At 62.0% G+C, this 23,767-nt stretch carries 28 protein-coding genes and 1 pseudogene; 10 read left to right on the forward strand and 19 right to left on the reverse strand.

Annotated elements, in window-relative coordinates; all coding sequences use genetic code 11:
• Nucleotides 1–299: 299 nt before the first annotated feature.
• A complete protein-coding gene (locus CGZ66_RS16835) occupies nucleotides 300–1,541 on the reverse strand; it encodes a right-handed parallel beta-helix repeat-containing protein (RefSeq protein ID WP_245331130.1) in 1,242 nt (413 codons plus the stop codon).
• 233 nt (nucleotides 1,542–1,774) lie between these two features.
• Between CGZ66_RS16835 and CGZ66_RS16840 the strand changes: the two genes are divergently transcribed.
• The 6 genes from CGZ66_RS16840 to CGZ66_RS16865 all read left to right on the forward strand — a co-directional run bounded on the left by CGZ66_RS16840 (nucleotide 1,775) and on the right by CGZ66_RS16865 (nucleotide 6,572).
• Nucleotides 1,775–2,701: an RNA methyltransferase gene (locus CGZ66_RS16840; RefSeq protein ID WP_095085408.1), complete on the forward strand. Its 927-nt coding sequence runs from the start codon at nucleotides 1,775–1,777 to the stop codon at nucleotides 2,699–2,701.
• The gene (gene murI, locus CGZ66_RS16845; RefSeq protein ID WP_095085411.1) at nucleotides 2,694–3,482 is read left to right on the forward strand and encodes a glutamate racemase; all 789 of its coding nucleotides are present in this window, start codon (nucleotides 2,694–2,696) and stop codon (nucleotides 3,480–3,482) included. The genes CGZ66_RS16840 and murI overlap by 8 nt, the downstream gene beginning before the upstream one ends.
• A 60-nt stretch (nucleotides 3,483–3,542) precedes the next feature.
• Entirely contained in the window at nucleotides 3,543–3,731 is a 189-nt protein-coding gene (locus CGZ66_RS16850; protein WP_095085414.1) for a DUF3008 family protein, read from the forward strand.
• 348 nt (nucleotides 3,732–4,079) lie between these two features.
• Entirely contained in the window at nucleotides 4,080–4,697 is a 618-nt protein-coding gene (rpsD, locus tag CGZ66_RS16855) for a 30S ribosomal protein S4 (protein WP_095085417.1), read from the forward strand.
• Between the two features lie 164 nt (nucleotides 4,698–4,861).
• A complete protein-coding gene (gene ttcA, locus CGZ66_RS16860; protein WP_095085421.1) occupies nucleotides 4,862–5,755 on the forward strand; it encodes a tRNA 2-thiocytidine(32) synthetase TtcA in 894 nt (297 codons plus the stop codon).
• Complete coding sequence (locus CGZ66_RS16865; protein WP_095085424.1) at nucleotides 5,745–6,572, forward strand: inositol monophosphatase family protein; 828 nt, start codon at nucleotides 5,745–5,747, stop codon at nucleotides 6,570–6,572. The genes ttcA and CGZ66_RS16865 overlap by 11 nt, the downstream gene beginning before the upstream one ends.
• 27 nt (nucleotides 6,573–6,599) lie before the next feature.
• On the opposite strand, the gene CGZ66_RS16870 is transcribed toward CGZ66_RS16865, so the two are convergent.
• From CGZ66_RS16870 to CGZ66_RS16895, 6 genes are all read right to left on the reverse strand, one after another.
• Nucleotides 6,600–7,844, reverse strand: a complete 1,245-nt coding sequence (locus tag CGZ66_RS16870; protein WP_095085427.1) for a multidrug effflux MFS transporter — start codon at nucleotides 7,842–7,844, stop codon at nucleotides 6,600–6,602.
• A gap of 162 nt (nucleotides 7,845–8,006) precedes the next feature.
• Nucleotides 8,007–8,342 carry a Grx4 family monothiol glutaredoxin gene (grxD, locus tag CGZ66_RS16875; RefSeq protein ID WP_095085430.1) on the reverse strand — a complete coding sequence of 112 codons (336 nt, stop codon included), beginning with the start codon at nucleotides 8,340–8,342 and terminating at the stop codon, nucleotides 8,007–8,009.
• A gap of 176 nt (nucleotides 8,343–8,518) precedes the next feature.
• Complete coding sequence (locus CGZ66_RS16880) at nucleotides 8,519–8,752, reverse strand: BolA/IbaG family iron-sulfur metabolism protein (protein ID WP_010909092.1); 234 nt, start codon at nucleotides 8,750–8,752, stop codon at nucleotides 8,519–8,521.
• A gap of 135 nt (nucleotides 8,753–8,887) precedes the next feature.
• Complete coding sequence (locus CGZ66_RS16885; RefSeq protein WP_095085433.1) at nucleotides 8,888–9,400, reverse strand: hypothetical protein; 513 nt, start codon at nucleotides 9,398–9,400, stop codon at nucleotides 8,888–8,890.
• The gene (gene purL / locus CGZ66_RS16890) at nucleotides 9,397–11,628 is read right to left on the reverse strand and encodes a phosphoribosylformylglycinamidine synthase subunit PurL (protein WP_095085436.1); all 2,232 of its coding nucleotides are present in this window, start codon (nucleotides 11,626–11,628) and stop codon (nucleotides 9,397–9,399) included. The genes CGZ66_RS16885 and purL overlap by 4 nt, the downstream gene beginning before the upstream one ends.
• A 163-nt stretch (nucleotides 11,629–11,791) precedes the next feature.
• On the reverse strand, nucleotides 11,792–13,210 hold the full coding sequence (locus tag CGZ66_RS16895) for an aminotransferase-like domain-containing protein (protein ID WP_095085446.1): 1,419 nt from the start codon (nucleotides 13,208–13,210) through the stop codon (nucleotides 11,792–11,794).
• A gap of 93 nt (nucleotides 13,211–13,303) precedes the next feature.
• Between CGZ66_RS16895 and CGZ66_RS16900 the strand changes: the two genes are divergently transcribed.
• Nucleotides 13,304–13,555, forward strand: a complete 252-nt coding sequence (locus CGZ66_RS16900) for a DUF1127 domain-containing protein (RefSeq protein ID WP_095085449.1) — start codon at nucleotides 13,304–13,306, stop codon at nucleotides 13,553–13,555.
• A gap of 33 nt (nucleotides 13,556–13,588) precedes the next feature.
• Here CGZ66_RS16900 and CGZ66_RS16905 read toward each other — a convergent pair whose 3' ends face one another.
• The 8 genes and pseudogenes from CGZ66_RS16905 to purC form a co-directional block, all read right to left on the reverse strand.
• On the reverse strand, nucleotides 13,589–14,230 hold the full coding sequence (locus CGZ66_RS16905; protein WP_095085464.1) for a Pr6Pr family membrane protein: 642 nt from the start codon (nucleotides 14,228–14,230) through the stop codon (nucleotides 13,589–13,591).
• Between the two features lie 4 nt (nucleotides 14,231–14,234).
• Complete coding sequence (locus CGZ66_RS16910) at nucleotides 14,235–14,642, reverse strand: hypothetical protein (RefSeq protein WP_095085467.1); 408 nt, start codon at nucleotides 14,640–14,642, stop codon at nucleotides 14,235–14,237.
• Nucleotides 14,639–15,304, reverse strand: coding sequence for a glutathione S-transferase family protein (locus tag CGZ66_RS16915; RefSeq protein WP_095085469.1), 666 nt, complete (start codon nucleotides 15,302–15,304; stop codon nucleotides 14,639–14,641). The genes CGZ66_RS16910 and CGZ66_RS16915 overlap by 4 nt, the downstream gene beginning before the upstream one ends.
• A gap of 87 nt (nucleotides 15,305–15,391) precedes the next feature.
• Nucleotides 15,392–16,060 (reverse strand): phosphoribosylformylglycinamidine synthase subunit PurQ, encoded by a 669-nt coding sequence (gene purQ, locus CGZ66_RS16920; RefSeq protein WP_095085482.1) that lies wholly within the window; start codon nucleotides 16,058–16,060, stop codon nucleotides 15,392–15,394.
• Nucleotides 16,057–16,607 (reverse strand): annotated as a pseudogene (locus tag CGZ66_RS16925) (RNA 2'-phosphotransferase). The gene purQ and the pseudogene CGZ66_RS16925 overlap by 4 nt, the downstream one beginning before the upstream one ends.
• 39 nt (nucleotides 16,608–16,646) lie before the next feature.
• A complete protein-coding gene (locus CGZ66_RS16930) occupies nucleotides 16,647–16,901 on the reverse strand; it encodes a hypothetical protein (RefSeq protein ID WP_095085485.1) in 255 nt (84 codons plus the stop codon).
• Between the two features lie 18 nt (nucleotides 16,902–16,919).
• Nucleotides 16,920–17,162: a phosphoribosylformylglycinamidine synthase subunit PurS gene (gene purS, locus CGZ66_RS16935; RefSeq protein ID WP_095085690.1), complete on the reverse strand. Its 243-nt coding sequence runs from the start codon at nucleotides 17,160–17,162 to the stop codon at nucleotides 16,920–16,922.
• Nucleotides 17,163–17,205: 43 nt separating this feature from the next.
• Nucleotides 17,206–18,000: a phosphoribosylaminoimidazolesuccinocarboxamide synthase gene (gene purC / locus CGZ66_RS16940; RefSeq protein ID WP_095085488.1), complete on the reverse strand. Its 795-nt coding sequence runs from the start codon at nucleotides 17,998–18,000 to the stop codon at nucleotides 17,206–17,208.
• A gap of 275 nt (nucleotides 18,001–18,275) precedes the next feature.
• On the opposite strand from purC, the gene CGZ66_RS16945 reads away from it, so the two are divergent.
• Together CGZ66_RS16945 and CGZ66_RS16950 are read left to right on the forward strand one after the other, a co-directional pair.
• A complete protein-coding gene (locus CGZ66_RS16945) occupies nucleotides 18,276–18,596 on the forward strand; it encodes a DUF1476 domain-containing protein (RefSeq protein WP_095085491.1) in 321 nt (106 codons plus the stop codon).
• 107 nt (nucleotides 18,597–18,703) lie between these two features.
• Nucleotides 18,704–19,477: an HpcH/HpaI aldolase family protein gene (locus tag CGZ66_RS16950; protein ID WP_095085493.1), complete on the forward strand. Its 774-nt coding sequence runs from the start codon at nucleotides 18,704–18,706 to the stop codon at nucleotides 19,475–19,477.
• Between the two features lie 6 nt (nucleotides 19,478–19,483).
• Here CGZ66_RS16950 and CGZ66_RS16955 read toward each other — a convergent pair whose 3' ends face one another.
• Nucleotides 19,484–20,038 (reverse strand): RBBP9/YdeN family alpha/beta hydrolase, encoded by a 555-nt coding sequence (locus CGZ66_RS16955; RefSeq protein ID WP_095085693.1) that lies wholly within the window; start codon nucleotides 20,036–20,038, stop codon nucleotides 19,484–19,486.
• A 237-nt stretch (nucleotides 20,039–20,275) separates the two neighbouring features.
• Here CGZ66_RS16955 and CGZ66_RS16960 point away from each other — a divergent pair, with 237 nt between their 5' ends.
• Nucleotides 20,276–21,088, forward strand: coding sequence for a VOC family protein (locus CGZ66_RS16960; RefSeq protein WP_095085496.1), 813 nt, complete (start codon nucleotides 20,276–20,278; stop codon nucleotides 21,086–21,088).
• Nucleotides 21,089–21,146: 58 nt separating this feature from the next.
• Here CGZ66_RS16960 and purB read toward each other — a convergent pair whose 3' ends face one another.
• The 3 genes from purB to CGZ66_RS16975 all read right to left on the reverse strand — a co-directional run bounded on the left by purB (nucleotide 21,147) and on the right by CGZ66_RS16975 (nucleotide 23,760).
• Nucleotides 21,147–22,454 carry an adenylosuccinate lyase gene (gene purB / locus CGZ66_RS16965; RefSeq protein ID WP_095085498.1) on the reverse strand — a complete coding sequence of 436 codons (1,308 nt, stop codon included), beginning with the start codon at nucleotides 22,452–22,454 and terminating at the stop codon, nucleotides 21,147–21,149.
• A 59-nt stretch (nucleotides 22,455–22,513) separates the two neighbouring features.
• Complete coding sequence (locus CGZ66_RS16970) at nucleotides 22,514–22,927, reverse strand: hypothetical protein (RefSeq protein ID WP_095085500.1); 414 nt, start codon at nucleotides 22,925–22,927, stop codon at nucleotides 22,514–22,516.
• Nucleotides 22,928–23,034: 107 nt separating this feature from the next.
• Nucleotides 23,035–23,760 (reverse strand): DUF2259 domain-containing protein, encoded by a 726-nt coding sequence (locus CGZ66_RS16975; protein WP_095085503.1) that lies wholly within the window; start codon nucleotides 23,758–23,760, stop codon nucleotides 23,035–23,037.
• Between the last annotated feature and the right edge of the window lie 7 nt (nucleotides 23,761–23,767).

Genomic DNA, 23,767 nt, shown 5'->3' on the forward strand with positions numbered 1-23,767 from the left:
GCGGTCGGGAGATTACCTTTTTCTAATTTGATTCTCCAGTGACGCGACGCGTCATCGTAAATAAATATACATTCGGATCGTTGATGATTTTTACAAATGGAAAATATCGTCAATGCCGGCACCGAGCACAGGGCGGGTCCATTTGTCGACGGCTTGGGCCGCCAGGTCGAGCGGTGCAACCGGGCAGCGGAAGACGCAGGCTCCTGCTATGGCAGTCGGGAACAAAGAGGCAATGCCGCCTATCCCTTGAGGGCAGCCGGCATCGCCTTTGTTCACGCTACCGCGCAGGCTGTCGTCGCTTATTGCAGCGGCGTACCGCCAGGGCCCGGGAAGGCGGTGAGCGGTGTGCCGTCGGTTACGTTGCCGGCGATCATGTTGTTCTTGAACGACTGGACGGCGCCGCTCCCGGTATTGCTGACCCCGGTGACATTGCCGAAGATCGTCGATCCGCCGAGAAAGGCGATGGCGCTTCCGTTGCCGCTGGCAGCCGCACCGTTGGCGTTGACGCCGGCGCCGGCATTGGCGCTGATCGTGTTGCCGGTAATCGTCGCGCGCACCGGCGATGCCGCTGCGACGGATTTGACCACCACGCCGTTGCCGGTGTTGCCGCTGATCAGGCTGTTGGTCAGCGTCAGGTTCATGGCCACGGTGTTGCCCGTGCCGTCGATAAGAATGCCGCTGCCGCTGTTGGTGATTTCCACTCTTGAAAGGATGGCGTTGATACCAGCAGCCACGGACGATTTGATAAGAACACCTTCGGCGCCTGCCTCAGCTATCCGCGTGTTGCTTATGTAGAGTTCGCTGTTCGCGTTGGCGGCGAATTCGACGCCATTGCTGGTCACCCGCTCTATGTTGCAGTCCTCGATATGCAGTTGACCTTGACCAAGCATACGCACGGCGTCGGCGCCTGTGCCTACACCGTCTAGATCGAGGCCGCGGAGATGCACTATCGAGCCGGCGGGGGCGTTGACGATGATGCCGTTCGTGCCGAGCGTAAAAAGCACACCGGCTTCAGTGTTTCTGCAGTCGATGGTGAGGGATTTGGTGATGGTGACCGCGCCAAAGCCGCCCGGATCGAGACAGTTGATCTCGCCGGCCGTCGCTGTCTTCGAGATGGCACCGGCAAACGTCTTGCAAGGTGCGGTCCGGCTGCACGGATCGGCGTCGTTGCCAACGCCGGAAACCCACGTGCGTGTCGCTTGCGCCGAAGCTGGCGCGATCAGGAAGATTGACGCTGCAAGCAACACGGCGAGTGAAAGGAAAAACCGTACGATTTTCATTTGCCCCTCCTGGATCTGGCCAACGCCCTCGTCGGCCATGGAAACCCGTGTCGAAATGCTTGGGGCATAAATAAATGACGGGAGCGTGCAGGACACACTCCATCTTCGAAATACCAACCGTCGATACACATTGAAAACCCAAGCGGGCGGGAGATTACCTTTTTCTAATTTGATTTTCCACCGACGCGATGCGTCATCGTAAATAAATATGCATTCGGATCGTAGATGATTTCTAAAAATGGGAAATATCGTCAATAGCAACAGCGAGCACCCCAGTTTCCATTTGCCGGCGGTTTGAGGCGCCAGGTCGAGCCATCACGCAGCAACGAGGTCGGATGCCTTTTGGCTGAGAGCACGAGTGCGATGCCACATCCCGCCAATCTCTCGAGGGGACGGCACAAGGCTATTTGTCGGCCAAGCGGTCGACAACTCTTCAAAAAGCCGCATCGATGTGGCAGGACGCGGAGACTTCGTGACGCAATCACCAGGAACACATGACAGGAACGGACTTTCAGCGCGGCCTCATGACCGCTGGCCCGGCGATGATCCTCGTCGAGCCGCAGCTCGGTGAGAACATCGGCATGGTGGCTCGTGCCATGGCCAATTTCGGCCTGTCGGAACTGCGCGTGGTCAACCCTCGCGACGGTTGGCCGAGCGAGAAGGCGCGCGCGGCCGCCAGCCGCGCCGACCATGTCATCGACGCCGTGAAAGTGTTCGACGACCTGGCCTCGGCGCTCGCCGATCTGAACTTTGTTTTCGCGACCACGGCCAGGCAGCGCGACGGCTTCAAATCCGTGCGCGGCCCGGTGGAAGCGGGCAGGGTGCTCCGGACCCGTCACGCAATGGGGCAGCGCACCGGCATCCTGTTCGGCCGCGAGCGCTTCGGCCTCTACAATGACGAGGTCGGCCTTGCCGACGAGATCGTCACCTTCCCCGTCGATCCCGATTTCTCCTCGCTCAACATCGCCCAGGCGGCCTTGCTGATGTCCTACGAGTGGATGAAGTCCGGCCTGGAAGACGAGACCAAAACCAATTTTTCGGGCCCGGACATGAAGCCGGCAAGCAAGGAAGAGTTGCACGGGCTGTTCGCCTATCTCGAAGGCGCATTGGAAGCGCGCGGTTATTTCCGCCCCGCGCCGAAGAAGCCGAAGATGGTCGACAATCTGCGCGCCGTGCTGACGCGTGCCGGTTTCGCCGAGCCGGAGCTGAAGGTGCTGCGCGGTATCATTTCGTCGCTGGACAGGTTTTCACCGGCGATGCCGCGTGGCGAGGGTTCCCCGGGCGACGATCCAAGACGATTGCCGGCGGCCGTGGCGCGCGCCCGCAAGGCGGAAGGCGATCGCCTCGCAGGCAAGGCAGACGGCACCGGCAAGGACGACGACATGCCGCCGCTCGGCGGAAAGGGAACCGACAATGACTGAGCGGCCGATCCTGATGTTCGATTCCGGCATCGGCGGCCTCACCGTGCTGCGCGAGGCGCGCGTGCTGATGCCCGACCGCCGCTTTGTCTATGTCGCCGACGATGCCGCCTTCCCCTATGGCGCCTGGGAGGAGCCGGCCCTCAACGCCCATATCCTTGGCCTGTTCGGCGCGCTGCTGGAAAAATTCCAGCCCGAGATTTCGGTCATCCCCTGCAACACCGCATCGACACTGGTGATCGACGCGTTGCGCGAGAAATTTCCCGGTCACCCTTTTGTCGGCACGGTGCCGGCGATCAAGCCGGCCGCCGAGCGCACGCGCTCAGGCCTCGTCTCGGTGCTGGCGACACCCGGCACGGTCAAGCGTCAATACACGCGCGACCTGATCAGCAAATGGGCGCAGAAATGCCATGTGCGGCTCGTCGGCTCGGACCGGCTGGCGCCGCTGGCGGAAATCTACATGCGCGAGGGGTTCGTCGACGAGGAGATCGTCCGCCAGGAGATCGCGCCCTGCTTCGTCGAGAAGGGCGGCGCCCGCACCGACATCGTCGTGCTCGGCTGCACGCACTATCCGTTCCTGGCCAATCGCATGCGCAAGACCGCGCCCTGGCCGGTCGACTGGATCGATCCGGCCGAAGCGATCGCCCGCCGCGCCATGTCGCTGCTGGCGCCGGTCGACGGGCCATTGCCGGTGGGTGAGCCTGACATTGCGGTCTTCACCTCCGGCAAGGTGGATTTCGCCACCAGCCGGCTGATGCAGGGGTTCGGGCTGACGGTCGCCTGATATCAGGAACATTGGCGGGGCCGTTGCGTTTTCTCCCAGGCAATAAAGGGAGAAACAGCCATGCCAGCCACCTCGAAAGCCCAGCAGAAAGCCGCCGGCGCCGCTTTGTCGGCCAAGCGCGGCGAGACCAAGAAGAGCGAGATCAAAGGCGCTTCGAAGGGAATGTATGAATCGATGAGCGAAAAGCAGCTCGAGGAGTTCGCCGAGACGAAGCGCAAGGGACTGCCGGAAAAGAAGTCGGACAGCTGACCCTGGTCGCGTGTCGTCTGGAAGCTGCACCAAAGTGCACTGCATCTACGCGGGAAAACGGGTATCTCGTCGCCGGGCCCTATGCCAGTCACAAGCTTGACACCGGATGAATCTCGGTTTAACCAGCCGTCACAACCACCGGGCAGCGATGTCCGGTGTTGTTTTGTATGCGCAAGATCGGGATGCCTAGTCGTTTCCGATCTTGTTTGAAATGACGTGTCCCGTGGGTTTTCCGCCGCGTTGCGTGGGAAAACCCTGTCAGGTCTCGAAAACGGGGGCCAGAGGAGGGCGCGTTTCCTTCACCCGGACCATGAGGTTCCGGGTGTGTTGTTTTGAAAAGGGAATGCGATGAGCAAGCGCGAATCCGCGAAGTACAAGATCGACCGCCGTCTCGGCGAAAATATCTGGGGCCGCCCGAAGTCCCCGGTCAACAAGCGTGAATACGGCCCCGGCCAGCATGGTCAGCGCCGCAAGGGCAAGCTTTCCGATTTCGGCCTGCAGCTGCGCGCCAAGCAGAAGCTGAAGGGTCACTATGGCGACGTTTCGGAAAAGCAGTTCCGCAAGGTCTATGAAGAGGCCGATCGCCGCAAGGGCGATACCTCCGAGAACCTGATCGGCCTGCTCGAGTCGCGTCTCGACGCGGTCGTCTACCGCGCCAAGTTCGTGCCGACGATTTTCGCCGCCCGACAGTTCGTCAACCACGGCCACGTCAACGTCAACGGCAAGCGCGTCAACATCGGCTCGTTCCGCTGCAAGCCGGGCGACGTCGTCGAAGTCCGCGAAAAGTCGAAGCAGCTGGTCATCGTTCTGGAATCGGTGGGCTTGGCCGAACGCGACGTGCCGGACTACATCGAAGCCGATCACAACAAGATGGTCGCGACCTTCTCGCGCATTCCCGGCCTGGCTGACGTTCCGTTCGCCGTGCAGATGGAACCAAACCTGGTCGTCGAATTCTATTCGCGCTAAGCGACGCATTTTGCGACACCATCCAAAGGCCGCCCGTCGAGGCGGCCTTTTCTTTGTCTGCCATGTCCGCTAATCCGGGCGCTCCGAGCAATTCCAGGAAAAGTGGGAACCGGTTTTCCGCCCGGAATTGCTCCGAACAAAGTGTCCACCGAAAGCGACATGCCATGAACATGCTGCCAGACATCGAAACGCTTGAACCGATTGCCGACGGCGAAGGCGGGTTCCATCCGCTGTTTGCCGATGTGCCGTCCTCGGTCGAGTTCAACAAATTGCGCAAGCGGCTGCTGCGTCTCACCCGTCAGGCGATCGAGGATTTCTCGATGGTCAAGCCCGGCCAGCGCTGGCTCGTAGCGCTGTCGGGCGGCAAGGATTCCTACGGGCTGCTCGCCGTGCTGCTCGATCTCAAATGGCGCGGGCTTTTGCCTGTCGATTTGCTGGCCTGCAACCTGGACCAGGGCCAGCCGAATTTCCCCAAACACATCCTGCCGGACTATCTCGACAGCCACGCCATACCGCACCGGATCGAGTATCAGGACACCTATTCCGTCGTCACCGACAAGCTGCCCGAGGGCAGCACCTATTGCTCGCTCTGCTCGCGTCTCCGGCGCGGCCATCTCTATCGCATCGCGCGGGAAGAGGGATGCTCGGCGCTGGTGCTTGGCCACCATCGCGAGGACATTCTGGAGACCTTCTTCATGAACCTGTTCCATGGCGGCCGTCTCGCTGCCATGCCGCCGAAACTGCTCAACGACGAGGGCGACGTCATGGTGCTGCGGCCGCTGAGCTACTGCGCCGAAACCGACCTTGAGAAGTTCGCCGCGGCGATGCGGTTCCCGATCATTCCCTGCGATCTCTGCGGCAGTCAGGAAGGCCTGCAGCGCAACGCAATGAAGGCGATGCTCGAGGATATCGAAAAGCGCATGCCCGGCCGCAAGGACACCATGATCCGCGCGCTGTCCAACACCAGGCCGTCGCACCTGCTCGACAGAAAACTGTTCGACTTCGCCGCTCTCAACGACACCCTCACCACCAGGCAAGATGTTTCCAATGACATTTGACGACACCGCGATCGACTGGCTGGCCGGCATTCTGGCCGAGGCGGCAGAGGTCGAGATCATGCCGCGCTTTCGCAGGTTGGGCGAGGGCGACATCCGGCAGAAGACCTCGGCCGCCGACCTGGTGACCGAGGCCGACGTCAATGCCGAGCGCCTCATCACCGCCACGCTGCGCAAGCGCTATCCCTCGGCGATGGTGGTCGGCGAAGAAGCCTGTTCCGACAATCCGGCGCTGCTTGATGGCCTGGGCGATGCCGATCTTGCTTTCGTCATCGACCCGGTGGACGGCACCTTCAATTTCGCGTCCGGCGTGCCGCTGTTCGGCGTCATGCTGGCGGTGGTGGTCAAGGGCGAGACGGTTGCCGGCATCATCCACGATCCGGTCGGCAAGGACTGGCTGATCGGCGCCAAGGGCGCCGGTAGCCATATCCGGCACGCGCATGGCAGCCTGGAAAAGGTGCACGTCGCGGCGCCCGCGCCGATCTCGGAAATGACCGGCTCTGTCTCCTGGCAATACATGCCCGAACCGGAGCGGTCGCGGCTGGCGCGCAACCAGACCAAGATCCTGTCGCAATTCGCCTATCGCTGCGCGGCGCACGAATATCGCCTCTTGGCCAGCGGCCATGCTCATTTCGTCGTCTACAACAAGCTGATGCCGTGGGATCATCTGGCCGGTGTGCTGATCCATGTCGAGGCCAGCGGCCACGCCGCGCGTTTCGACGGCAGCGCCTATCTGCCGTCGCATGTCGGCGGCGGTCTGCTTGTCGCGCCGGATAGGGAAAGCTGGCAGGTCCTGCGTCACGAACTCTGGGCTGAGTAGTCGCACGGCTCCCGTGCGGGGGTCGCCTCAAACCGGCGGGTTGTGTGGCTGAAACATCTTGCCGCGTTCGGCGATCAGGATCATCAGAAGTGCTGCCACCGACACGCTGCAGAAGCCGGCGGCCAATGGCGTTACCGTGCCGTTGAAGGCTTGGCCGATCAGCGTGCCGAGAATGCCGCCGAGAAAGGTCTGCATGAAGCCCAGTATGGATGACGCCGTGCCGGCCAGTTGGCCGAGCGGTTCCATGGCGAGCGCATTGAAATTCGCGCCGAGCGCACCGAACGGAAGCATGGCACTGGCAAAAAGGGTGATGAACAGCCAGAGCGGCATCTTCATTTCCAGGGAAACCACCAGCCAGACCATGCTGATGGTCAAAAACAGCAGCAGCGCGCTCTGCGACAGTCGGCGCATGCCGATGCGGCCGACAAGGCGTGAGTTCAAATAGTTGGAAAAGGCGAGCACGCCGGCGACACCGGCGAAGATCACCGGGAACATCTCGCCGACATTGAAGACGTCGACATAGATCTGTTGCGCCGAAGCGATGAAGCCGAACATGGCGCCGACGATGAAAGTGCTGGCGAAGGCGTAGCAGAGCGCCATGCGGTTGGTCAGAACGATGCGGAAGCCGCCGACGACGGATGAAACCGTCAGCGGCCTGCGATACTCCGGATGCAGCGTCTCGGGCAGGCGCAGCAGCGACCACGCCGACACGATCAGCGCGCCGACAGCCATGGTGACGAAGATCCAGTGCCAGCTTGCAAACAGCATGATGAACTGGCCGATCCCCGGCGCAATGACGGGTATCGCCATGAACACCATGAAGATCAGCGACATCACCTCGGCCATGCGACGGCCGTCGAACGTATCGCGCACGATCGAGATGGCGATGACGCGTGTGGCGGCAGCGCCAATGCCTTGCACGGCGCGGCACAGCAGAAGTGTTTCAAAGCTTGGCGCAACAGCTGCCGCTGCAGCCGCGGTGACATAGATCACCAGCCCGGCAACCAGCGGCGCACGACGTCCGAAACGATCCGAGAGCGGACCGAAAAAGAGCTGGCCGCCGCCGAAGCCCAGAATATAGGCTGTTATGACATACTGCCGATGGTTTTCATTCTCGACGCCGAGCGAGGCGCCGATCTGTTGCAGGGCCGGCAGCATGATGTCGATGGCCAGCGAGTTCAGCGCCATCAGCGCGGCGCACAGCGCGATGAACTCCCAGCGCGGAATGGGCAGTTTACTTGCCGATAGCGGCGCTACTGTTGGCTGGTCCACGGCAAGTCCGATCTCTCAAACGAAAACGCGCCGGCGGGCCGGCGCATTGGCTCGTCTTGGTCCCGGTATCCGAGACATATTAATTGCCGAGGTGGGGCTGCCCGGGCGCCTGGTGCATGAACCGAAATCGACGTCGATTTTCAGTTCATACAAAAACAGAAATCAGGCGGCGCCTTTGACGCCGACGCCCTTCTCGACGAGGAACGTCTGCAGTTCGCCTGCCTGGAACATCTCGCGGATGATGTCGCAGCCGCCAACGAATTCACCCTTGACGTAAAGCTGTGGGATCGTCGGCCAGTTGGAATATTCCTTGATGCCCTGGCGCAGCTCGGCCGAGGTCAGCACGTCCACGCCTTTGTAGTCGGCGCCGATATAGTCGAGGATCTGGACGACCTGGCCGGAAAATCCGCACTGCGGAAAGCCGGGCGTGCCCTTCATGAAAAGGACGACGTCGTTGCCCTTCACTTCATTGTCGATGTAGTCGTTGATGCCGCTCATAAAATATCCTTTCCCGCCTGTGGGAGTCAGGCTCGAAACATACCTTTCAAATAAACCCAACGATTGCTCGAAACAAGACGTTAGCCGTGCCCTAGCTGAAATGGCGCAAACGATGGGCCGTTTTGGGCCAAGCGGTCTTCGCTGCTGCCGGTCAAGCGGTCTTGTTCTGGTGCGGGTTAGTCGGGAACGCTTGTCTGCAGCGCCAGAGCATGCAGCACGCCGCCCATATTGCCCTTCAGCGCGTCATAGACCATCTGGTGCTGCTGCACGCGGCTCTTGCCGCGAAAGCTCTCGGCCACCACCTCGGCCGCGTAGTGGTCGCCGTCACCGGCTAGATCGCGGATCGTCACCTTGGCGTCCGGAATGCCGTCCTTGATCAGTTTTTCGATGTCGTGGGCATCCATTGCCATGGCAAAATCCTGTTTCGAGCGGCCGATGGTCGGCCTTAAGATAAGAGTCGGGTGAGCCTAAAGCCTTTCGGGTCCGGATTGAAGCCGTTCAGTCCTTGCCACCGGCAAGAAGGTCCTGGGGCCTCAGAAGCAGACTTAGGCTGGTGGGCGTGCTTCGTCCTCGCCCACATCCTCGCGCGTCGAAAAGGTGCGGCCAAGGCTGAAGGCCAGGACATAGAGCGGAAAGTTTATTATCAGGCTGACGATGGGGAGATAGCTCGTCATTTGCCAGGCGGGCGAGAAGAATGGCTGGCCGTAGCCATCGCAGACAAGCGAGGAGCCATATTCCCACAGCGCTCCAACGACCATCGCCGCGGGGAAAAGCTTGATGCAGGTGACAATATGCCTTGCCCGTGCCGGATCCGGCACAAGGCGGCCCCACAACACCAGGCAAACGATCGGAACCGCGTAGATGAAGTTCTGGACGACAAGCATCGGAATGGTGCCGTTGGCCGCGGCGAGGAACTCGGCACGTGTTTCCAGCCGCGCGCAAACCTCGCTCGAGGTCGTCGACAGCAGGAACAGGACGAACGGCCCGAGGAACCAGAAGAAGAACAGCGACGGCCAGAAAACGACTGCAAGCAGTGCCCGGGCAGCCAGTCTGCTCAACTGGCCTGATCCATGAAGCGGGGGAACCAGCCTTCGTGCGCCACGCTCAGTTCGCCGACCGGGATCGCCCACGCCTCGCCAAGCTTCAGCGCGCTGCCGCCGGTCGAACCGATCCACGGCGCGAAGATGCCGAGTTCGCCTTGCTGCTTGCGAATGGCGTCCCATTCATCGCTATCCGGATCGATCGACAGCGTCAGGAGATAGCGGCCCTGGTCCTCGCCGAACCAGACCGGGATCGGGTCGGTGCCGACAAGCCCGGGAACCGTGGCGCCGATGCCCGACGCCATCGCCATCTCAGCCAGCGCCACGGCGATGCCACCGTCGGATACGTCATGCGCCGCCGTGACGATGCCGGATGCAATCAGAGCGCGCACATGGTCGCCGACGCGCTTTTCATGCTCGAGATCCACCGGCGGCGGCGGACCGTCGCTGCGCCCATGGATGTCGCGCATATAGACCGACTGGCCAAGATGCGTTCCCCAGGAAGCGGGCGCGCCGACCAGCAGGATCATCTGGCCCTGCGCCGCAAAACCGGTGCGCACCATCTTCGACCAGTCGGCGATCAGGCCGACACCGCCGATGGTCGGCGTCGGCAGGATGCCCTGGCCGTTGGTCTCGTTGTAGAGCGAGACGTTGCCTGAGACGATCGGGAAGCCGAGCGCGCGGCAGGCGTCGCCGATGCCTTTCACCGCGCCGACCAGCTGGCCCATGATCTCAGGCCGTTCCGGGTTGCCGAAATTGAGATTGTCGGTGGCCGCCAGCGGCAGCGCGCCGGTGGCAGTCAGGTTGCGCCAGCACTCGGCCACCGCCTGCTTGCCACCCTCATAGGGGTCGGCCTCGCAATAGCGCGGCGTCACGTCGGAGGAGAAGGCGAGCGCCTTGGTGGCATGGCCGTCGACGCGCACCACGCCGGCGTCGCCGCCGGGAAGCTGCAGCGAATTGCCCTGGATCAGGGTGTCGTACTGCTCCCACACCCAGCGGCGCGACGATAGGTCCGGTCCGCCGAGCAGCTTCAAAAGCGCCTCGGCGACATCGGCCTGCGGAACGTCGTTGGCGGCAAGCGGCGCCGGTTTTTTGGGTTCGACCCAGGGGCGATCATACTCCGGTGCCTTGTCGCCGAGATCCTTGATCGGCAGGTCGGCGACCTCGTCGCCCTGGTGCAGCACGCGAAAACGCAGATCGTCGGTGGTCTTGCCGACGATGGCGAAGTCGAGGCCCCATTTGTGGAAGATCGCCTCGGCTTCCTTTTCCTTTTCGGGGCGCAGCACCATCAGCATGCGCTCCTGGCTTTCCGACAGCATCATCTCATAGGCGCTCATGCGCTCTTCGCGCACCGGCACCTTGTCGAGGTCGAGCTCGATACCGAGATCGCCCTTGGCGCCCATCTCGACCGCCGAGCAGGTGAGGCCGGCCGCACCCATGTCCTGGATGGCGATGACCGCGCCTGAGGCCATCAGTTCGAGGCATGCTTCCAGCAGGCACTTTTCGGTGAAGGGGTCGCCGACCTGCACGGTCGGGCGCTTCTCGTCGATCTTGTCGTCGAATTCGGCCGACGCCATGGTGGCGCCGCCGACGCCGTCGCGGCCGGTCTTGGCGCCGAGATAGACGACCGGCAGGCCCACGCCCTTGGCTTCCGACAGGAAGATGGCGTCTGTCTTGGCTATGCCGGCCGCAAAGGCGTTGACCAGGATGTTGCCGTTGTAGCGGGCGTCGAAATTGACCTCGCCGCCCACCGTCGGCACGCCGAAGGCATTGCCGTAGCCGCCGACACCGGAAACCACGCCAGAGACCAGGTGCCTGGTCTTGGGGTGGTCGGGCGCGCCGAAGCGCAGCGCATTCATCGCCGCGACCGGCCGTGCGCCCATGGTGAAGACGTCGCGCAAGATGCCGCCGACGCCGGTCGCCGCACCCTGGTAGGGCTCGATGAAGGAGGGATGGTTGTGGCTCTCCATCTTGAAGACGACGCAGTCGCCGTCACCGATGTCGACCACGCCGGCATTCTCGCCTGGACCCTGGATGACTTGCGGGCCCGTGGTCGGCAAGGTGCGCAGCCATTTCTTCGAGGATTTGTACGAGCAATGCTCGTTCCACATCGCCGAGAAGATGCCGAGTTCGGTGAAGCTCGGCTCGCGGCCGACGAGGTCGAGGATGCGCTGGTACTCGTCGGGCTTCAGCCCATGCGCGGCGATGAGCTCGGGGGTGATCGGCACGGAATTGGAAATGGTCATGGGCGGCGGTTTGTATCCGGAGCGTTGGGATTTGAGTCCCGTCTTATCGCAAGCCTTGCGGCCGATACACCCCATGAATCGACGAAAAACGCGCGAAAGCCGGACAAAGCCGCAGGCCGATCCCGAGCAGGCAGCGATCCCTCGCGACAAGACGCCTCACGGCTCAGGAGAAGCTGTCGTAGCCGGCGCGGCCCTCATCCAGCAGACGCCTGATGACCGCGACGCCTTCGGCAATGTCCTTGCGCTGCCTCGGCTGTGAAACGCCGAAGCGGACGCCGTGGAAAACCTGCTCGGAGCGGCCGGCCTTGAACTCGTCCTCGTCGTCGATCAGAACGCCATGTTCGAGACAAGCGTTCTTGAAGGTGCCGGAAAGCCAGGGGTCGGGCAGGGTCAGCCAGACAAAGGGAACCTTTTCGTGTGACTTGAACGCGAATCCGGCCAGCGTCTGGCGCACGATGGCAATCCGGGCGCCGATTTCGGTGATACTGCGTTTGCGTATCTCGTCCGCCTGGCCGGACATCACCAGCCTTGTATTCACCTCCGCCAGCAGGAAAGGCATGCCGCCGGTCATCATCTTGTGGGCGACGCGGATGCGATGGCGATAGGCGGGCGGGCAGGACAGCCAGCCGCCGCGCACACCCGCCGCGACCGATTTCGACAGGCCGCCGGCGACAATGGTGCGTTCGGGCGCGTATTCGGCCAGCAGCGGCGTCGGATCATCGGTCAGGTTGCCGTAGAGATCGTCCTCGATGAGAACGACATTGTATTCGCGTGCGACACGCGCGATCGCCTCGCGGCGCGCCGCCGACAATGTCACCAGCGTGGGATTCTGCGCCGTCGGCATCAGGAAGATCATTCGGGGATGCTTTTGCGCGCAGACGCGCTCGAAATCGGCCGGGTCGATGCCCTGGTCATCCGACGCCACCAGCGCGGTGCGTCGGCCGATCAGGCCGGCACTGCGGGAAATCTGTGAGTAGGTGAGGTGCTCGAAGGCGACATAATCGCCGGGCGTTGTCAGCGCTGCGATCGCCGCCATCACTGCGGCATGTGTGCCCAGCGTTGGAACGATGGCGTCGGCGTTCGGGCGAAACGAATTGCGCGACAGCCAGCGGGCGCCGGCTTCATACCAGCGGTCCGGAAAATCCCGCGTGTAGCTTGAAATCTCATGCGGATAATCCTGCGCCGCGCGCGTCAGGACATCGGCGACTATGGCGCCCTGGCCGATGTCGGGCGCGGCCGTGCTGTCGAAACGCAGCTTGCCGCGCGGTGCATCGATATGGCGTGTGCCTTCGCCGGTGACGTCTGGGGCCAGCGAGCTCGGCCTCGCATCATCGCCGCGCTGGCCGAGCACATAGGTTCCACGCCCGACTTCGCCGCTCACCAGCCCGCGTTCGCGCAGCAATTGGTAGGCCCGGCCGACCGTGCCGACGGTGGTGCCGATGTCGTAGGCGAGATCGCGTTGCGGCGGCAGCTTTGCCCCCGCATCGATCACCCCCCGGTCGATGTCCGTTTCGATGGAATCCGCAAGCCGTTGATACAGCGGCCCGGAGCCGGCGGTGAGATCTGGAAGCCAACTTGTCATGGTGACAATTTTCTATATTGCACCGAATTGTGAGTCAATACATATCAGTCACGCGCTAAAAAGGGTGCAATTTGGAACTCTGGTAGAAAGAAAATGAATACAATCGCGACAATCAGCCATTCGAGAGCCGAGTCATCGGGTCAATCGACACGCCCATCGGGCCGGCGCGGCTTTGCCGGCCGTCTGGTGCATGTGGTCCGGTCGCTGGCGAAATGGATCGACTATCTGCTGGAGCGCCGGCGCAGCCGGCTGGTATTGGTTGAGATGACCGATGATCAGCTCAAGGATATCGGTGTCTCGCGCTGCGATGCCCACCGCGAGGCCATCAGGCCGTTCTGGGACTGACCATCCCAAGAAACGGGACCGGAGTCCGCTTGACTAACGGACGCTCGATGTTCTGATGCGAGCAACGCCGTGGTCGACGACGACGGCGACCACGCACAGCACCAGAAAAAGCCCGGTGATGGCCGCCGCCGAGATGGCGACGCTGGCTGCGCCATTCTTGGGGACATCGAGGAAGGGGTAGGGCACCTCGCCGGCAAACGGCGCCCGCGCCAGGGCATAGATCAGATAGGCCACGGGATAGAGCATCCACCATGAGATGTCGCTCCATCTGGTCCTACCGTCGGCGCCTGCGACCAGCCACCACAGCACGAACAGCACCGGCGTCACATAGTGCAGCAGGACGTCGCAGAGCAGGAACAGGCCTTGTGGCTGCCAGAGCTGCGCCAGCACGCTCGCATAGACGATGAACACAAGTGCGATCGAAACAGCGATGCCCGCGCGCATCCGTGATCCCGCGAAGGCAGGCAGCCATGCATAGCCGGTGGACGACAGCAGCGAAGTGTGGACGAGCACCGCGCCGATATTGGTCAGGATGGTGAAGAAGCTGAAAAGGAAGATGATGGAACCGAGCAGGCTGCGGCCAGCTTCCATCGACGCCGGAATGCTGATGCAGAACTGCAGGACGAGTCCGGCCAGACCGATGACCAGACCCGCAATCTGCAGGAACCGGCCCATTGCCCTATGCGGCCGCCGCGCAGGAGGGATTACCCGCCTGCCAGCGGGCGATGTCGGAGCCGATGCGCGCGCCGAGCGGGTCATTCATCAGCGGTCCGAACACGTCGACGCGGCTTGAATTGCCTTGTGCCTGCACGACCAGCAACGGTTTGCCGCCATAGTGTTTGGCCGGCACCAGCAGGAAACGCGGCGTGCCGCTGAACGAATTCAGTTCGTTGGCCATCTGATATTGCTTAAAGGCCGGGTCCTTGCTGGCAATCCAGCATTTGTGGGCCGATATCGCCACCTGTTCCATGGCCAGCAACGAGGCACTTTTGCCCGAGGGGACAGGTGCGCTCTTCGGGCTCGATTGGCAGGATGCCAGGGCGAAACCCGCGGCCGCTACCAGGGCGATCGTCTTGCTCCTGCTCAAGCAGCACCCATCTCAAGTTCGGACAGAAAAATCTTCAACCCGTCGGTCATCTCGCCCCACACACGCGACAATGCCGGATGCTGCGAGGCGATCTGTTCGTAGGCATCGAATTTGGGATACGCGTCGAGCAGGTCGTGGCGTCCTGTCATGGCCCGGAAATTGTTGAAGATGAACCGCGTCGGCGTCAGCCACGCATCGGCGAAACTGATGTCGTTGCCAAGCGCAAAGGGGCCTTGCGCCATGCGTTCCTCGATCGCCGCCAGCCCGTGGTGCAGGCGGGCGAACTGGGCGTCGATCTCGGCATTGTTTCGCTTGGGCACGAAATGAAGCTCGAAAAGCTTCATCGTCGGGGTCAGCACGTCGAGATCGGTGATGCGGGCAAACATGCGCACCAGCGCGCGGTCCTTGGAATCGGGCGGCAGCAGCGCCGGTTCCGGAAAGCGCTCCTCGAGATATTCGGCGATGACCACCGATTCGACGATCGTTTCACCCGAACCGGTGATCAGCACCGGAATCCGGTTGAGCGGTGAGATGGCGCGAAACTCTTCCGGGATCGGAAAACCGGGCGGCGGCGCGATGATCTTGAGCGGTACATCCTTGATGTAGGCCAGCGCCCGCACGATCGACGAGTAGGGCGACAACGGCCGCGAATAGAGTTTCATGACCGTCTCTCTCCCTCATGAAGCGGACTTACCCAATAAAATGGGCTGGAATGTCCGGCTGTTTTCAGGCTGTTCGCCTTGATGATATCAGGCAGCAATGCCAAGCGCGCCCTCGAACAAAGCCCGGCCGTCGGTGCCGCCGTGGGCTGCTTCGATCAGGTTTTCCGGGTGCGGCATCAAGCCGAGCACATTGCCGCGTTCGTTGATGATGCCGGCAATATCGTTGATCGAGCCGTTGGGATTGGTGCCGTCTGCATAGCGGAACACCACCTGGCCTTCGCCTTCGAGGCGGGCAAGTGTATCTGCGTCGGCGAAATAGTTGCCGTCATGATGTGCCACCGGAGTGCGGATGATCTGGCCCGGCTGGTAGCGGCGGGTGAACATGGTGTTGGCGTTGGTGATCTGCAGCTTCACCTGCCTGCAGACGAATTTCAGCGACGTGTTGCGCATCAGCGCCCCTGGCAGCAGCCCGGCCTCGACCAGGATCTGGAAGCCGTTGCAGACGCCGATGACCATCACGCCCTTGGCCGCCTGTTCGGCAACCGCCCGCATGACCGGCATGCGCGCGGCGATGGCGCCGCAGCGCAGATAGTCGCCGAAGGAAAAACCGCCGGGAATGGCGATCAGGTCGACATCCGGAATTTCGGTATCGGTCTGCCAGACGGTGACCGGCGGTTTTCCGGAAATCTTGGTCAGCGCCGCGATCATGTCGCGGTCGCGGTTGAGGCCAGGCAGAAGGACGACGGCGGATTTCATGGCAATTCCCGTTCGAGCATCTGAACCAGATACCGGGGTGAAACGTGGTTGGTCAACCAGACGCCGTTGTCGGAGAGAAAGAATGACGCCCCGTCCTTGGTCATGGTTGCCGAGTCGACCTGCAGGATAACACTTTTTCCATTGCGACGCGGGCGACGATCAGGGCTGTTTCGACGTCCCTTGACAAGTGAACATGCTGGCGTGACAGGCTGGTGAGGCCCTCGCGGAGAATGCTGGGGAGAAACTCTTCCTTGGTGCCGTGGTAGAGGATATCGGGCGGCACCGATGGCGGCAGGCCGAGATCGATATCGAGACTATGGCCTTGCACGGCACGGATGCGATTGCCGTCGATGGCAAAGCGCTTTTTCGCATTCTCTTCGACGATGCGCGCAACATCGGCGACCGATGCGCCGAACTTCGACTGGATGACCGCGCAGAGCGCGTCGAAATCGGCCCAGCCGTTTTCGTCGAGCGACAGTCCTGCCTCCTGCGGCGCGTGTCGCAGGACCAGGCTCATGAATTTTGAAATCTGTGTGTCGTTCGGCATGGCGGCATTGCGGTTTCAGCCCCAATTGCCGAACTGGTGTCAAGTCGGCTCATAAGGCTTTTGTGCTTCGGCAAGTTCGCGCAGGTCGAGACGTCTGTCGATGCGTTCAAGACGCTCGTCTTGTCGGGCTAGAATGCCGTAGACATTGTGGATATCGCTTTGCGTTGCCACCATGTGGCCCCGCATCACATTCAATTCTCGTTTCGTCTCGGAAACATCCTGACGAAGCTCACCGATTTCGTGATGCACGCGCTTCAGAAGCTCGAACATCAATTCATTCGTGACTTCCGACATAGTGCCTCCGACACAACCTCAGGTAAGTGTCACACTATAATTCTCAATCACCGTATTCGCCAGCAGCTTGTCGCACATGGCCTTCAGATCAGCCTCGGCCTTGGCCTTGTCGGTCTCGGAAAGCTCGACGTCGAACACCTTGCCCTGCCGCACCGCGCCGACGCCGCCGAAACCCAGTCCGGACAGCGCGTGTTCGATTGCCTTGCCTTGCGGGTCAAGCACGCCGTTCTTGAGGGTGACGGTAATGCGGGCCTTGATCACGCTGGACATGCTCCTGTTCTCAATATCGGGACGCAAGCCGCTATCAGTGCGGCTTGCCTTTGGCGCCATCGGTCGAGGCAACAAGCACCGGGCCGGTGGGGCGCGGCGGCTCGTTCTCGTTCATGATGCCGAGGCGGCGGGCAACTTCCTGGTAGGCTTCGACGAGGCCGCCCATGTCGCGGCGGAAACGGTCCTTGTCGAGCTTGTCATGCGTCGCCACGTCCCACAGACGGCAGGAATCCGGCGAAATCTCGTCGGCGACGACGATGCGCATCATGTCGCCTTCGAACAGGCGGCCGCACTCGATCTTGAAATCGACGAGCTGAATGCCGACGCCCATGAACAGGCCGGAGAGGAAGTCGTTGACGCGAATGGCGAGTGCCATGACGTCGTCGATTTCCTGCGGGCTCGCCCAGCCGAACGCCGTGATGTGCTCTTCCGACACCATCGGATCGTCGAGCGCGTCGGCCTTGTAATAGAATTCGATGATCGAGCGCGGCAAGACGGTGCCTTCCTCGATGCCGAGGCGCTTGGACAGCGAACCGGCGGCGACATTGCGCACCACCACTTCGAGCGGAATGATCTCGACTTCCTTGATCAGCTGCTCGCGCATGTTGAGCCGGCGGATGAAGTGGGTCGGGATGCCCATCCGGTTGAGATGGTTGAAGATGTGCTCGGAAATGCGGTTGTTGAGCACACCCTTGCCGTCGACGACTTCATGCTTCTTCTTGTTGAACGCGGTTGCGTCGTCCTTGAAGAACTGGATGAGCGTACCCGGCTCGGGTCCCTCATAGAGGATCTTGGCCTTGCCTTCATAAATGCGGCGGCGATTTTTCATCTGATTTTTTCTCTGGGGTTCCAGACAGGCGGCAATCGACCATTTCCTGTCCGTCTGCCTGAAATAGTGCGGCTACTGTAGGGTTCAATGCCGGGTCTATCCCAATCACATCGTTTGCTCAATCGGCAAATCCTTCCAATCAACCGCTTTCGGGACTGAAATGCCGCAGCGCAGCATGCAACGAAGCGTATTGACCGGCTCGCGACCTTTTGGTTTGTGCTTCCCCAACACATATACGTCATCACCAGCGAATCGATTTCCATCGGAGGGATGCCATGAGCAGCATGAAGGATCGCGAAGAGGGCTTTGAACGCAAATTCGCATTCGACGAGGAACTTCGGTTCAAGGCCTTGGCGCGCCGCAACAAGGCGCTCGGCCTGTGGGCGGCCGAAAAGCTTGGAAAGTCAGGCGCCGACGCCGACGCCTATGCCAAGCAAGTGGTCGTCTCCGACATCGAGGAAGCCGGCGATCACGACGTGTTCCGCAAGATACGCAAGGATTTCGACGACGCCGGTGTCGACCAGTCGGACCATCAGATCCGCCGCACGATGGACGAGCTGATGGCCCAGGCGATCAAGGAGATCAAGAACACCTGATCCGACCACACGCTGGACCAATCGACCGCCCGACCTATCCGGGCGGTTTTTCTTTGCCTTGCAGCGGTTTCCGGCTGAAACTGCGATCCCTAACGAGGAAAGCGTAGATGTCCCTGAAGTCCCGCCTTGCAGCCGATGAAACGCTGTTCACCGCATGGTCCGGCGTGCCGGATGCCCTGACTGTCGAGATCGTCGCCAAGCAGGGCTTCGATGCCGTCACTCTCGACATGCAGCATGGCGGCCATCATGAGGACAGCGTGCTGCGCGGTCTGGTGCCGGTGCTCGCTGCAAACAAGCCGGCGCTGGTGCGCATTCCGGTCGGCCGCTTCGACATGGCAAGCCGCGCGCTCGATTTCGGCGCCGAGGCTGTCATTGCGCCCATGGTGAACTCGGTGGCCGATGCAAAACTGTTCGCCGCGGCCATGAAATATCCGCCGCTCGGCGAGCGCTCGTGGGGCCCGACCTATGCCTTTCCGCGCCACGGCAAGGGCGACCAGGCTGAATGGCTGCGCGACACCAATCAGCGCACCATGGCCTTCGCCATGGTCGAGACGCGTGCTGCCCTCGATGCGCTCGACGGCATCCTCGACACGCCGGGCATCGACGGCATCTTCCTCGGCCCGTCGGATTTCTCGATCGCCTGGAGCAATGGCGCGACCATCAATTCGACGCTGGAAAGCATGATGGAAACGGTGGCGTCGGTCGCCGAGCGCACCCGCAAGGCGGGAAAACATGCGGCGATCTATGTTGTCGAGCCGGCAATTGCCGGTCGCGTCGTCTCGATGGGCTATCGGCTGCTGGCCATGGGCTCGGAGCACGCGCTGATCGGGCTCGGCGCAAAAACCCTGTTGAAGAGCGTCAGGGATTCGATCGACGCCTGAGAGAGCTCAGGGTTTCAGATCGGTCAGGAACTTGGCGAAGGTCATCGAGCCCTCGGGCCACGGACCAAAGCCCGAATCCGCGTTGAGGTGACCGGTCTCGCCGGCGTCAATGAACAGCGAGCCCCAGGCCCCGGCAATGTCCTCGGCGACATCGAAGGCGCAGAACGGGTCGTTGCGGCTGGCGATCACGATCGAAGGAAACGGCAGCGGCTCGCGCGGATAAGGACCGAAGGTCATCAGGTGCCGGGGCTTGATCCCGGGGTTGGCGACATCGGGCGGCGCCACGAAGAAGGCGCCTGCGACCGGCTTCTGGAACTGCGGCATGGCCTGCACTGCCGCGGCCACACCAAGCGAGTGCGCAACGATGACAACGGGCCGCTCGGCCTCGTTGACCGCCTTGGCCACGTTCGCCGTCCAGTCCTCGCGCACCGGTTTGGACCATTCCGCCTGCTCGACGCGGCGCGCCGTCGACAGCTTCGACTGCCAGCGGCTCTGCCAATGGTCCGGGCCGGAATTGGTGTAGCCCGGCACGATGAGAATATCTGCTTCCTTGACCTTCATGGCGCTGAAATAGCGAGCGGCGTCGCTTCGTGCAACGGCCATGAATCGCGCTCTTGATCACAAATAGTGAACACGATGTTCGCTTCTTCAAGTCTTGTGTGAACGATGCCGATCGACGATTTGTCGTGTGGAGAGAGAAACAGCCGTGTGCGGGAACCCTACGCGGCGTACTATGATTGGCGGCGTGGGGCTCTTTGCCTTGGAAGTTTAACCGCGGCCGGCCGAACGGAGAATTTGATGAGCGAATTGCCTTTTGCCGCCACCACTCCCGTCAGCGTCGCCCGCGTCGGGCTGAAGGCGCGCGACGCTGAAAGTCTTGCCGCCTATTATCGCAGCGTCGTCGGCCTACAGGAACTGAGCCGCGCCGATGGCGCGATCACACTCGGGGCCGGCAACCGTCCGTTGCTGGTCATCGAGGCGGATGCCGCGGCAAAGCCGGACGATCCGCAAAGTGCGGGCCTGTTCCACACCGCTTTCCTGCTGCCCAGCCGCGCCGATCTCGGCCGCTGGATCAACCACGCCATTGCCGACAAGATCGCCATCGAGGGGGCTTCCGACCATCTGGTCAGCGAAGCGCTCTACCTGACCGATCCGGAAGGCAACGGCATCGAGATCTACGCCGACCGCCGTGCGCACGACTGGAAGTGGAATGGCGACAAGATTGCCATGGCGACCGAGCGGCTGAACATTCCGTCTATCGTTGCCGAAGTGCCGGCGGGTGACGCCGGTTGGCAGGGCGCGCCGGAAAACAGCATTGTCGGCCATGTCCATCTGCGCGTTGGCAGGCCAGAGGACGCCGAAGCCTGGTGGAATCAGGAATTCGGCTTCGACACTGTTGCGAAATATGGCGGCCAGGCGGTGTTCCTGTCGTCGGGCGGCTATCACCACCACATCGGCGCCAATGCCTGGCGCAGCCCCGGCGCCGGCCGCCGCGATCCGAGCCGGGCGGGTCTGGCCTGGGTCGAGATGCGTTCGGACAATGCAACCAGCCCGGTAACCCGCGAAGACCCGTGGGGGACTGTGATCAACACCGTTCCCGGCAAGGCCTGATTGCCATTTGGAGAGCGTCTTCTCCTCGCATAGTGACGGGGAGAAGACAAAGCTCGCCTCAGGCTTCGCCGAACACCCGCTTGAAGATCGTATCGACATGCTTGGTGTGATAGCCGAGGTCGAATTTCTCGCGGATTTCGGCTTCCGGCAGGGCGGCGGTCACTTCCTTGTCGGCCAATAGTTCTTCAAGAAAATCAGCGCCTTGCTCCCACACCTTCATGGCGTTGCGCTGCACCAGCCGGTAGGAGTCCTCTCGCGACAGGCCGGCCTGCGTCAGCGCCAGCATGACGCGCTGCGAATGCACGAGGCCGCGGAACTTGTTCATGTTCTTCAGCATGTTGTCGGGATAGACGAGCAGCTTGTCGACGACGCTGGTCAGCCGTGACAGCGCGAAATCGAGCGTCACCGTGGCGTCCGGGCCGATCATGCGTTCGACAGAGGAGTGCGAAATATCGCGCTCGTGCCAGAGCGCCACGTTCTCCATCGCCGGCAGCGCCATGGACCGCACCATGCGGGCCAGGCCGGTGAGGTTTTCGGTCAGCACCGGATTGCGCTTGTGCGGCATCGCCGACGAGCCCTTTTGACCCGGCGAGAAATACTCTTCCGCCTCCAGCACTTCGGTGCGCTGCAGATGCCGGATCTCGATCGACAGCCGCTCGATCGACGAGGCGATGACGCCGAGCGTGGCGAAGAACATGGCGTGGCGGTCGCGCGGGATCACCTGCGTCGACACCGGCTCGGGCTTCAGCCCGAGCTTTGCCGCCACATGTTCCTCGACATAGGGGTCGATGTTGGCGAAGGTTCCGACCGCGCCCGAAATGGCGCAGGTGGCGATGTCTTCCCGCGCATGCACCAGCCGCTCGCGGCAGCGCGAGAACTCGGCATAGGCCTGCGCCAGCTTGATGCCGAAGGTCGTCGGCTCGGCATGGATGCCATGGCTGCGGCCGATCGTGACGGTGTCCTTGTGCTCGAAGGCACGGCGCTTGAGTGCCGCAAGCAGGCCGTCAATGTCGGCCAGAAGGATGTCGCTGGCTCGGGTAAGCTGGACGGCAAAGCAGGTGTCGAGAACGTCCGAAGAGGTCATGCCCTGATGGATGAAGCGGGCGTCGGGTCCGACGAATTCAGCAAGATGGGTGAGGAAGGCGATGACGTCATGCTTGGTGACGCGCTCGATCTCGTCGATCGCTTCCACGTTGAATTTTGCCGCGCCGCCCTTTTCCCAGATGGTTTTAGCCGCTTCCTTGGGGATGACACCGAGTTCGGCCAGCGCATCGCACGCATAAGCTTCGATCTCGAACCAGATGCGGAACCGGGTTTCGGGCGACCAGATGGCGACCATTTCCGGCCGGGAATAACGAGGGATCATCGGTCAGTCCTGATTTGTCGAGGAGTTTGCCCGCGTCCTAACAGAGGCGGGCAAAATGCTCAACGCCGCTGCCGCGCAAACCAGACGCTCGCGGCAAGCAAGGCGGCGAAACCGAGCGGAAAATAGAGCCGGATGCCCAGCACCACGAACTGGTAGAGCGCAATCAACACCGTGAAGACGAACTGGATGGCCCAGTTGCGGGTGAAAGCCGGTGCATGCCACTCGGCATAATAGGAGCGATATTGCAAGGCATAGAGCCCGCCGGTCAGGCCGATGGTTGCGCCGAGCAGGCACACGAACGCCGCCGCGAACGCAACCTCCCAGCGCCTTCCGAGCGAGACCAGCCGCGCCGCGAACAGGCCAAACGGAAAGGCAAGTGCTCCGCCGCAGGCATAGAGCAGCGACACGGTGCCGATCTTTTCAGGCGTCTCCCAGCCATCCAACAGCAGGGTGACGAGCGCGCTGGCGCCCATCGCCACGGCCCACAACAAGGCGCCGAAAAGCGCTGTTCGCGACGCCGGTATAGCGCGGCGAAGGCGGCTCAGGGCACGATTGCGCCCAGCGGGTTGAACAAGCGATGTCACAGGCGGCCGGTCACTGCGATCCAGCGAAAATTCGGCCCCTCGAAGCCGTATTGGCGCACGCTGATCAGCACCGCATAGCCGCTGAGACTGTCCATTGAAAACGTCTGCACCGCGCCGATCCGGTAGCCGTTCGGGCAACCCCGGCTCTTGGGGATCGACTTGTCCTCGTGCAACAGCTTGGTCGTGCCGCCATCCTGCGCCTCGATGCGCAGCAACCGGAAGCCGTTGATCTCGCCCTGGCTCTCGCAGCCTTCGGTGTTGTTCATCCCGACCTCGTCTAGCCGGAATTCAAGCGGCTGGTCGACCGGCGAAAAGATCGGGCGTGGGTTGACCGCCATGCGGTGCGGATCGGCCGAAAGCTCGGTCACCGGGTTGAAGCCTGCGGTGATGCCCCTGTTGGCCGTCAACTCAGCCTGTTTGACGATCGCTTCGCCTTTTTGCCGGGCCTCGAGGCGGGCCGCTTCGAGCGTGGCATTCTCATCGTCGATCCGGACCCTGACCGGCGTTCCCTTGAGAAAGCTGTCGTCGTTCGTGTCGATATAATAACGGTTGGCATAAGGGAATCCCGAGCCGTCCTGGACGCCATATTCCTCGAAGGCGAAGACACCACCGTCCTTGGTGAAGCCGAGGATTTCGAGCTCGGCGACATCGCCGGCATGGGCGGCGATCGACGTCGCAAATTGTGCAAGCATGGCAACGACAAACAGGAAGAGCAGTCGCATCGGTTTT

Origin of the sequence: Mesorhizobium sophorae, assembly GCF_002270415.1 — a bacterium.
In the GTDB taxonomy this organism is placed as follows: domain Bacteria; phylum Pseudomonadota; class Alphaproteobacteria; order Rhizobiales; family Rhizobiaceae; genus Mesorhizobium; species Mesorhizobium sophorae.

What these genes read in the sequence shown, in the direction of transcription:
- CGZ66_RS16840 (WP_095085408.1), top strand. Translation starts at nt 1,775, where the DNA reads ATGACAGGAACGGACTTTCAGCGCGGCCTCATGACCGCTGGCCCGGCG.
- murI (WP_095085411.1), top strand. Translation starts at nt 2,694, where the DNA reads ATGACTGAGCGGCCGATCCTGATGTTCGATTCCGGCATCGGCGGCCTC.
- CGZ66_RS16850 (WP_095085414.1), top strand. Translation starts at nt 3,543, where the DNA reads ATGCCAGCCACCTCGAAAGCCCAGCAGAAAGCCGCCGGCGCCGCTTTG.
- rpsD (WP_095085417.1), top strand. Translation starts at nt 4,080, where the DNA reads ATGAGCAAGCGCGAATCCGCGAAGTACAAGATCGACCGCCGTCTCGGC.
- ttcA (WP_095085421.1), top strand. Translation starts at nt 4,862, where the DNA reads ATGAACATGCTGCCAGACATCGAAACGCTTGAACCGATTGCCGACGGC.
- CGZ66_RS16865 (WP_095085424.1), top strand. Translation starts at nt 5,745, where the DNA reads ATGACATTTGACGACACCGCGATCGACTGGCTGGCCGGCATTCTGGCC.
- grxD (WP_095085430.1), bottom strand. Translation starts at nt 8,342, where the DNA reads ATGAGCGGCATCAACGACTACATCGACAATGAAGTGAAGGGCAACGAC.
- CGZ66_RS16880 (WP_010909092.1), bottom strand. Translation starts at nt 8,752, where the DNA reads ATGGCAATGGATGCCCACGACATCGAAAAACTGATCAAGGACGGCATT.
- purL (WP_095085436.1), bottom strand. Translation starts at nt 11,628, where the DNA reads ATGACCATTTCCAATTCCGTGCCGATCACCCCCGAGCTCATCGCCGCG.
- CGZ66_RS16895 (WP_095085446.1), bottom strand. Translation starts at nt 13,210, where the DNA reads ATGACAAGTTGGCTTCCAGATCTCACCGCCGGCTCCGGGCCGCTGTAT.
- CGZ66_RS16900 (WP_095085449.1), top strand. Translation starts at nt 13,304, where the DNA reads ATGAATACAATCGCGACAATCAGCCATTCGAGAGCCGAGTCATCGGGT.
- CGZ66_RS16905 (WP_095085464.1), bottom strand. Translation starts at nt 14,230, where the DNA reads ATGGGCCGGTTCCTGCAGATTGCGGGTCTGGTCATCGGTCTGGCCGGA.
- CGZ66_RS16915 (WP_095085469.1), bottom strand. Translation starts at nt 15,304, where the DNA reads ATGAAACTCTATTCGCGGCCGTTGTCGCCCTACTCGTCGATCGTGCGG.
- purQ (WP_095085482.1), bottom strand. Translation starts at nt 16,060, where the DNA reads ATGAAATCCGCCGTCGTCCTTCTGCCTGGCCTCAACCGCGACCGCGAC.
- CGZ66_RS16930 (WP_095085485.1), bottom strand. Translation starts at nt 16,901, where the DNA reads ATGTCGGAAGTCACGAATGAATTGATGTTCGAGCTTCTGAAGCGCGTG.
- purC (WP_095085488.1), bottom strand. Translation starts at nt 18,000, where the DNA reads ATGAAAAATCGCCGCCGCATTTATGAAGGCAAGGCCAAGATCCTCTAT.
- CGZ66_RS16945 (WP_095085491.1), top strand. Translation starts at nt 18,276, where the DNA reads ATGAGCAGCATGAAGGATCGCGAAGAGGGCTTTGAACGCAAATTCGCA.
- CGZ66_RS16950 (WP_095085493.1), top strand. Translation starts at nt 18,704, where the DNA reads ATGTCCCTGAAGTCCCGCCTTGCAGCCGATGAAACGCTGTTCACCGCA.
- CGZ66_RS16955 (WP_095085693.1), bottom strand. Translation starts at nt 20,038, where the DNA reads ATGAAGGTCAAGGAAGCAGATATTCTCATCGTGCCGGGCTACACCAAT.
- CGZ66_RS16960 (WP_095085496.1), top strand. Translation starts at nt 20,276, where the DNA reads ATGAGCGAATTGCCTTTTGCCGCCACCACTCCCGTCAGCGTCGCCCGC.
- purB (WP_095085498.1), bottom strand. Translation starts at nt 22,454, where the DNA reads ATGATCCCTCGTTATTCCCGGCCGGAAATGGTCGCCATCTGGTCGCCC.
- CGZ66_RS16970 (WP_095085500.1), bottom strand. Translation starts at nt 22,927, where the DNA reads ATGGGCGCCAGCGCGCTCGTCACCCTGCTGTTGGATGGCTGGGAGACG.
- CGZ66_RS16975 (WP_095085503.1), bottom strand. Translation starts at nt 23,760, where the DNA reads ATGCGACTGCTCTTCCTGTTTGTCGTTGCCATGCTTGCACAATTTGCG.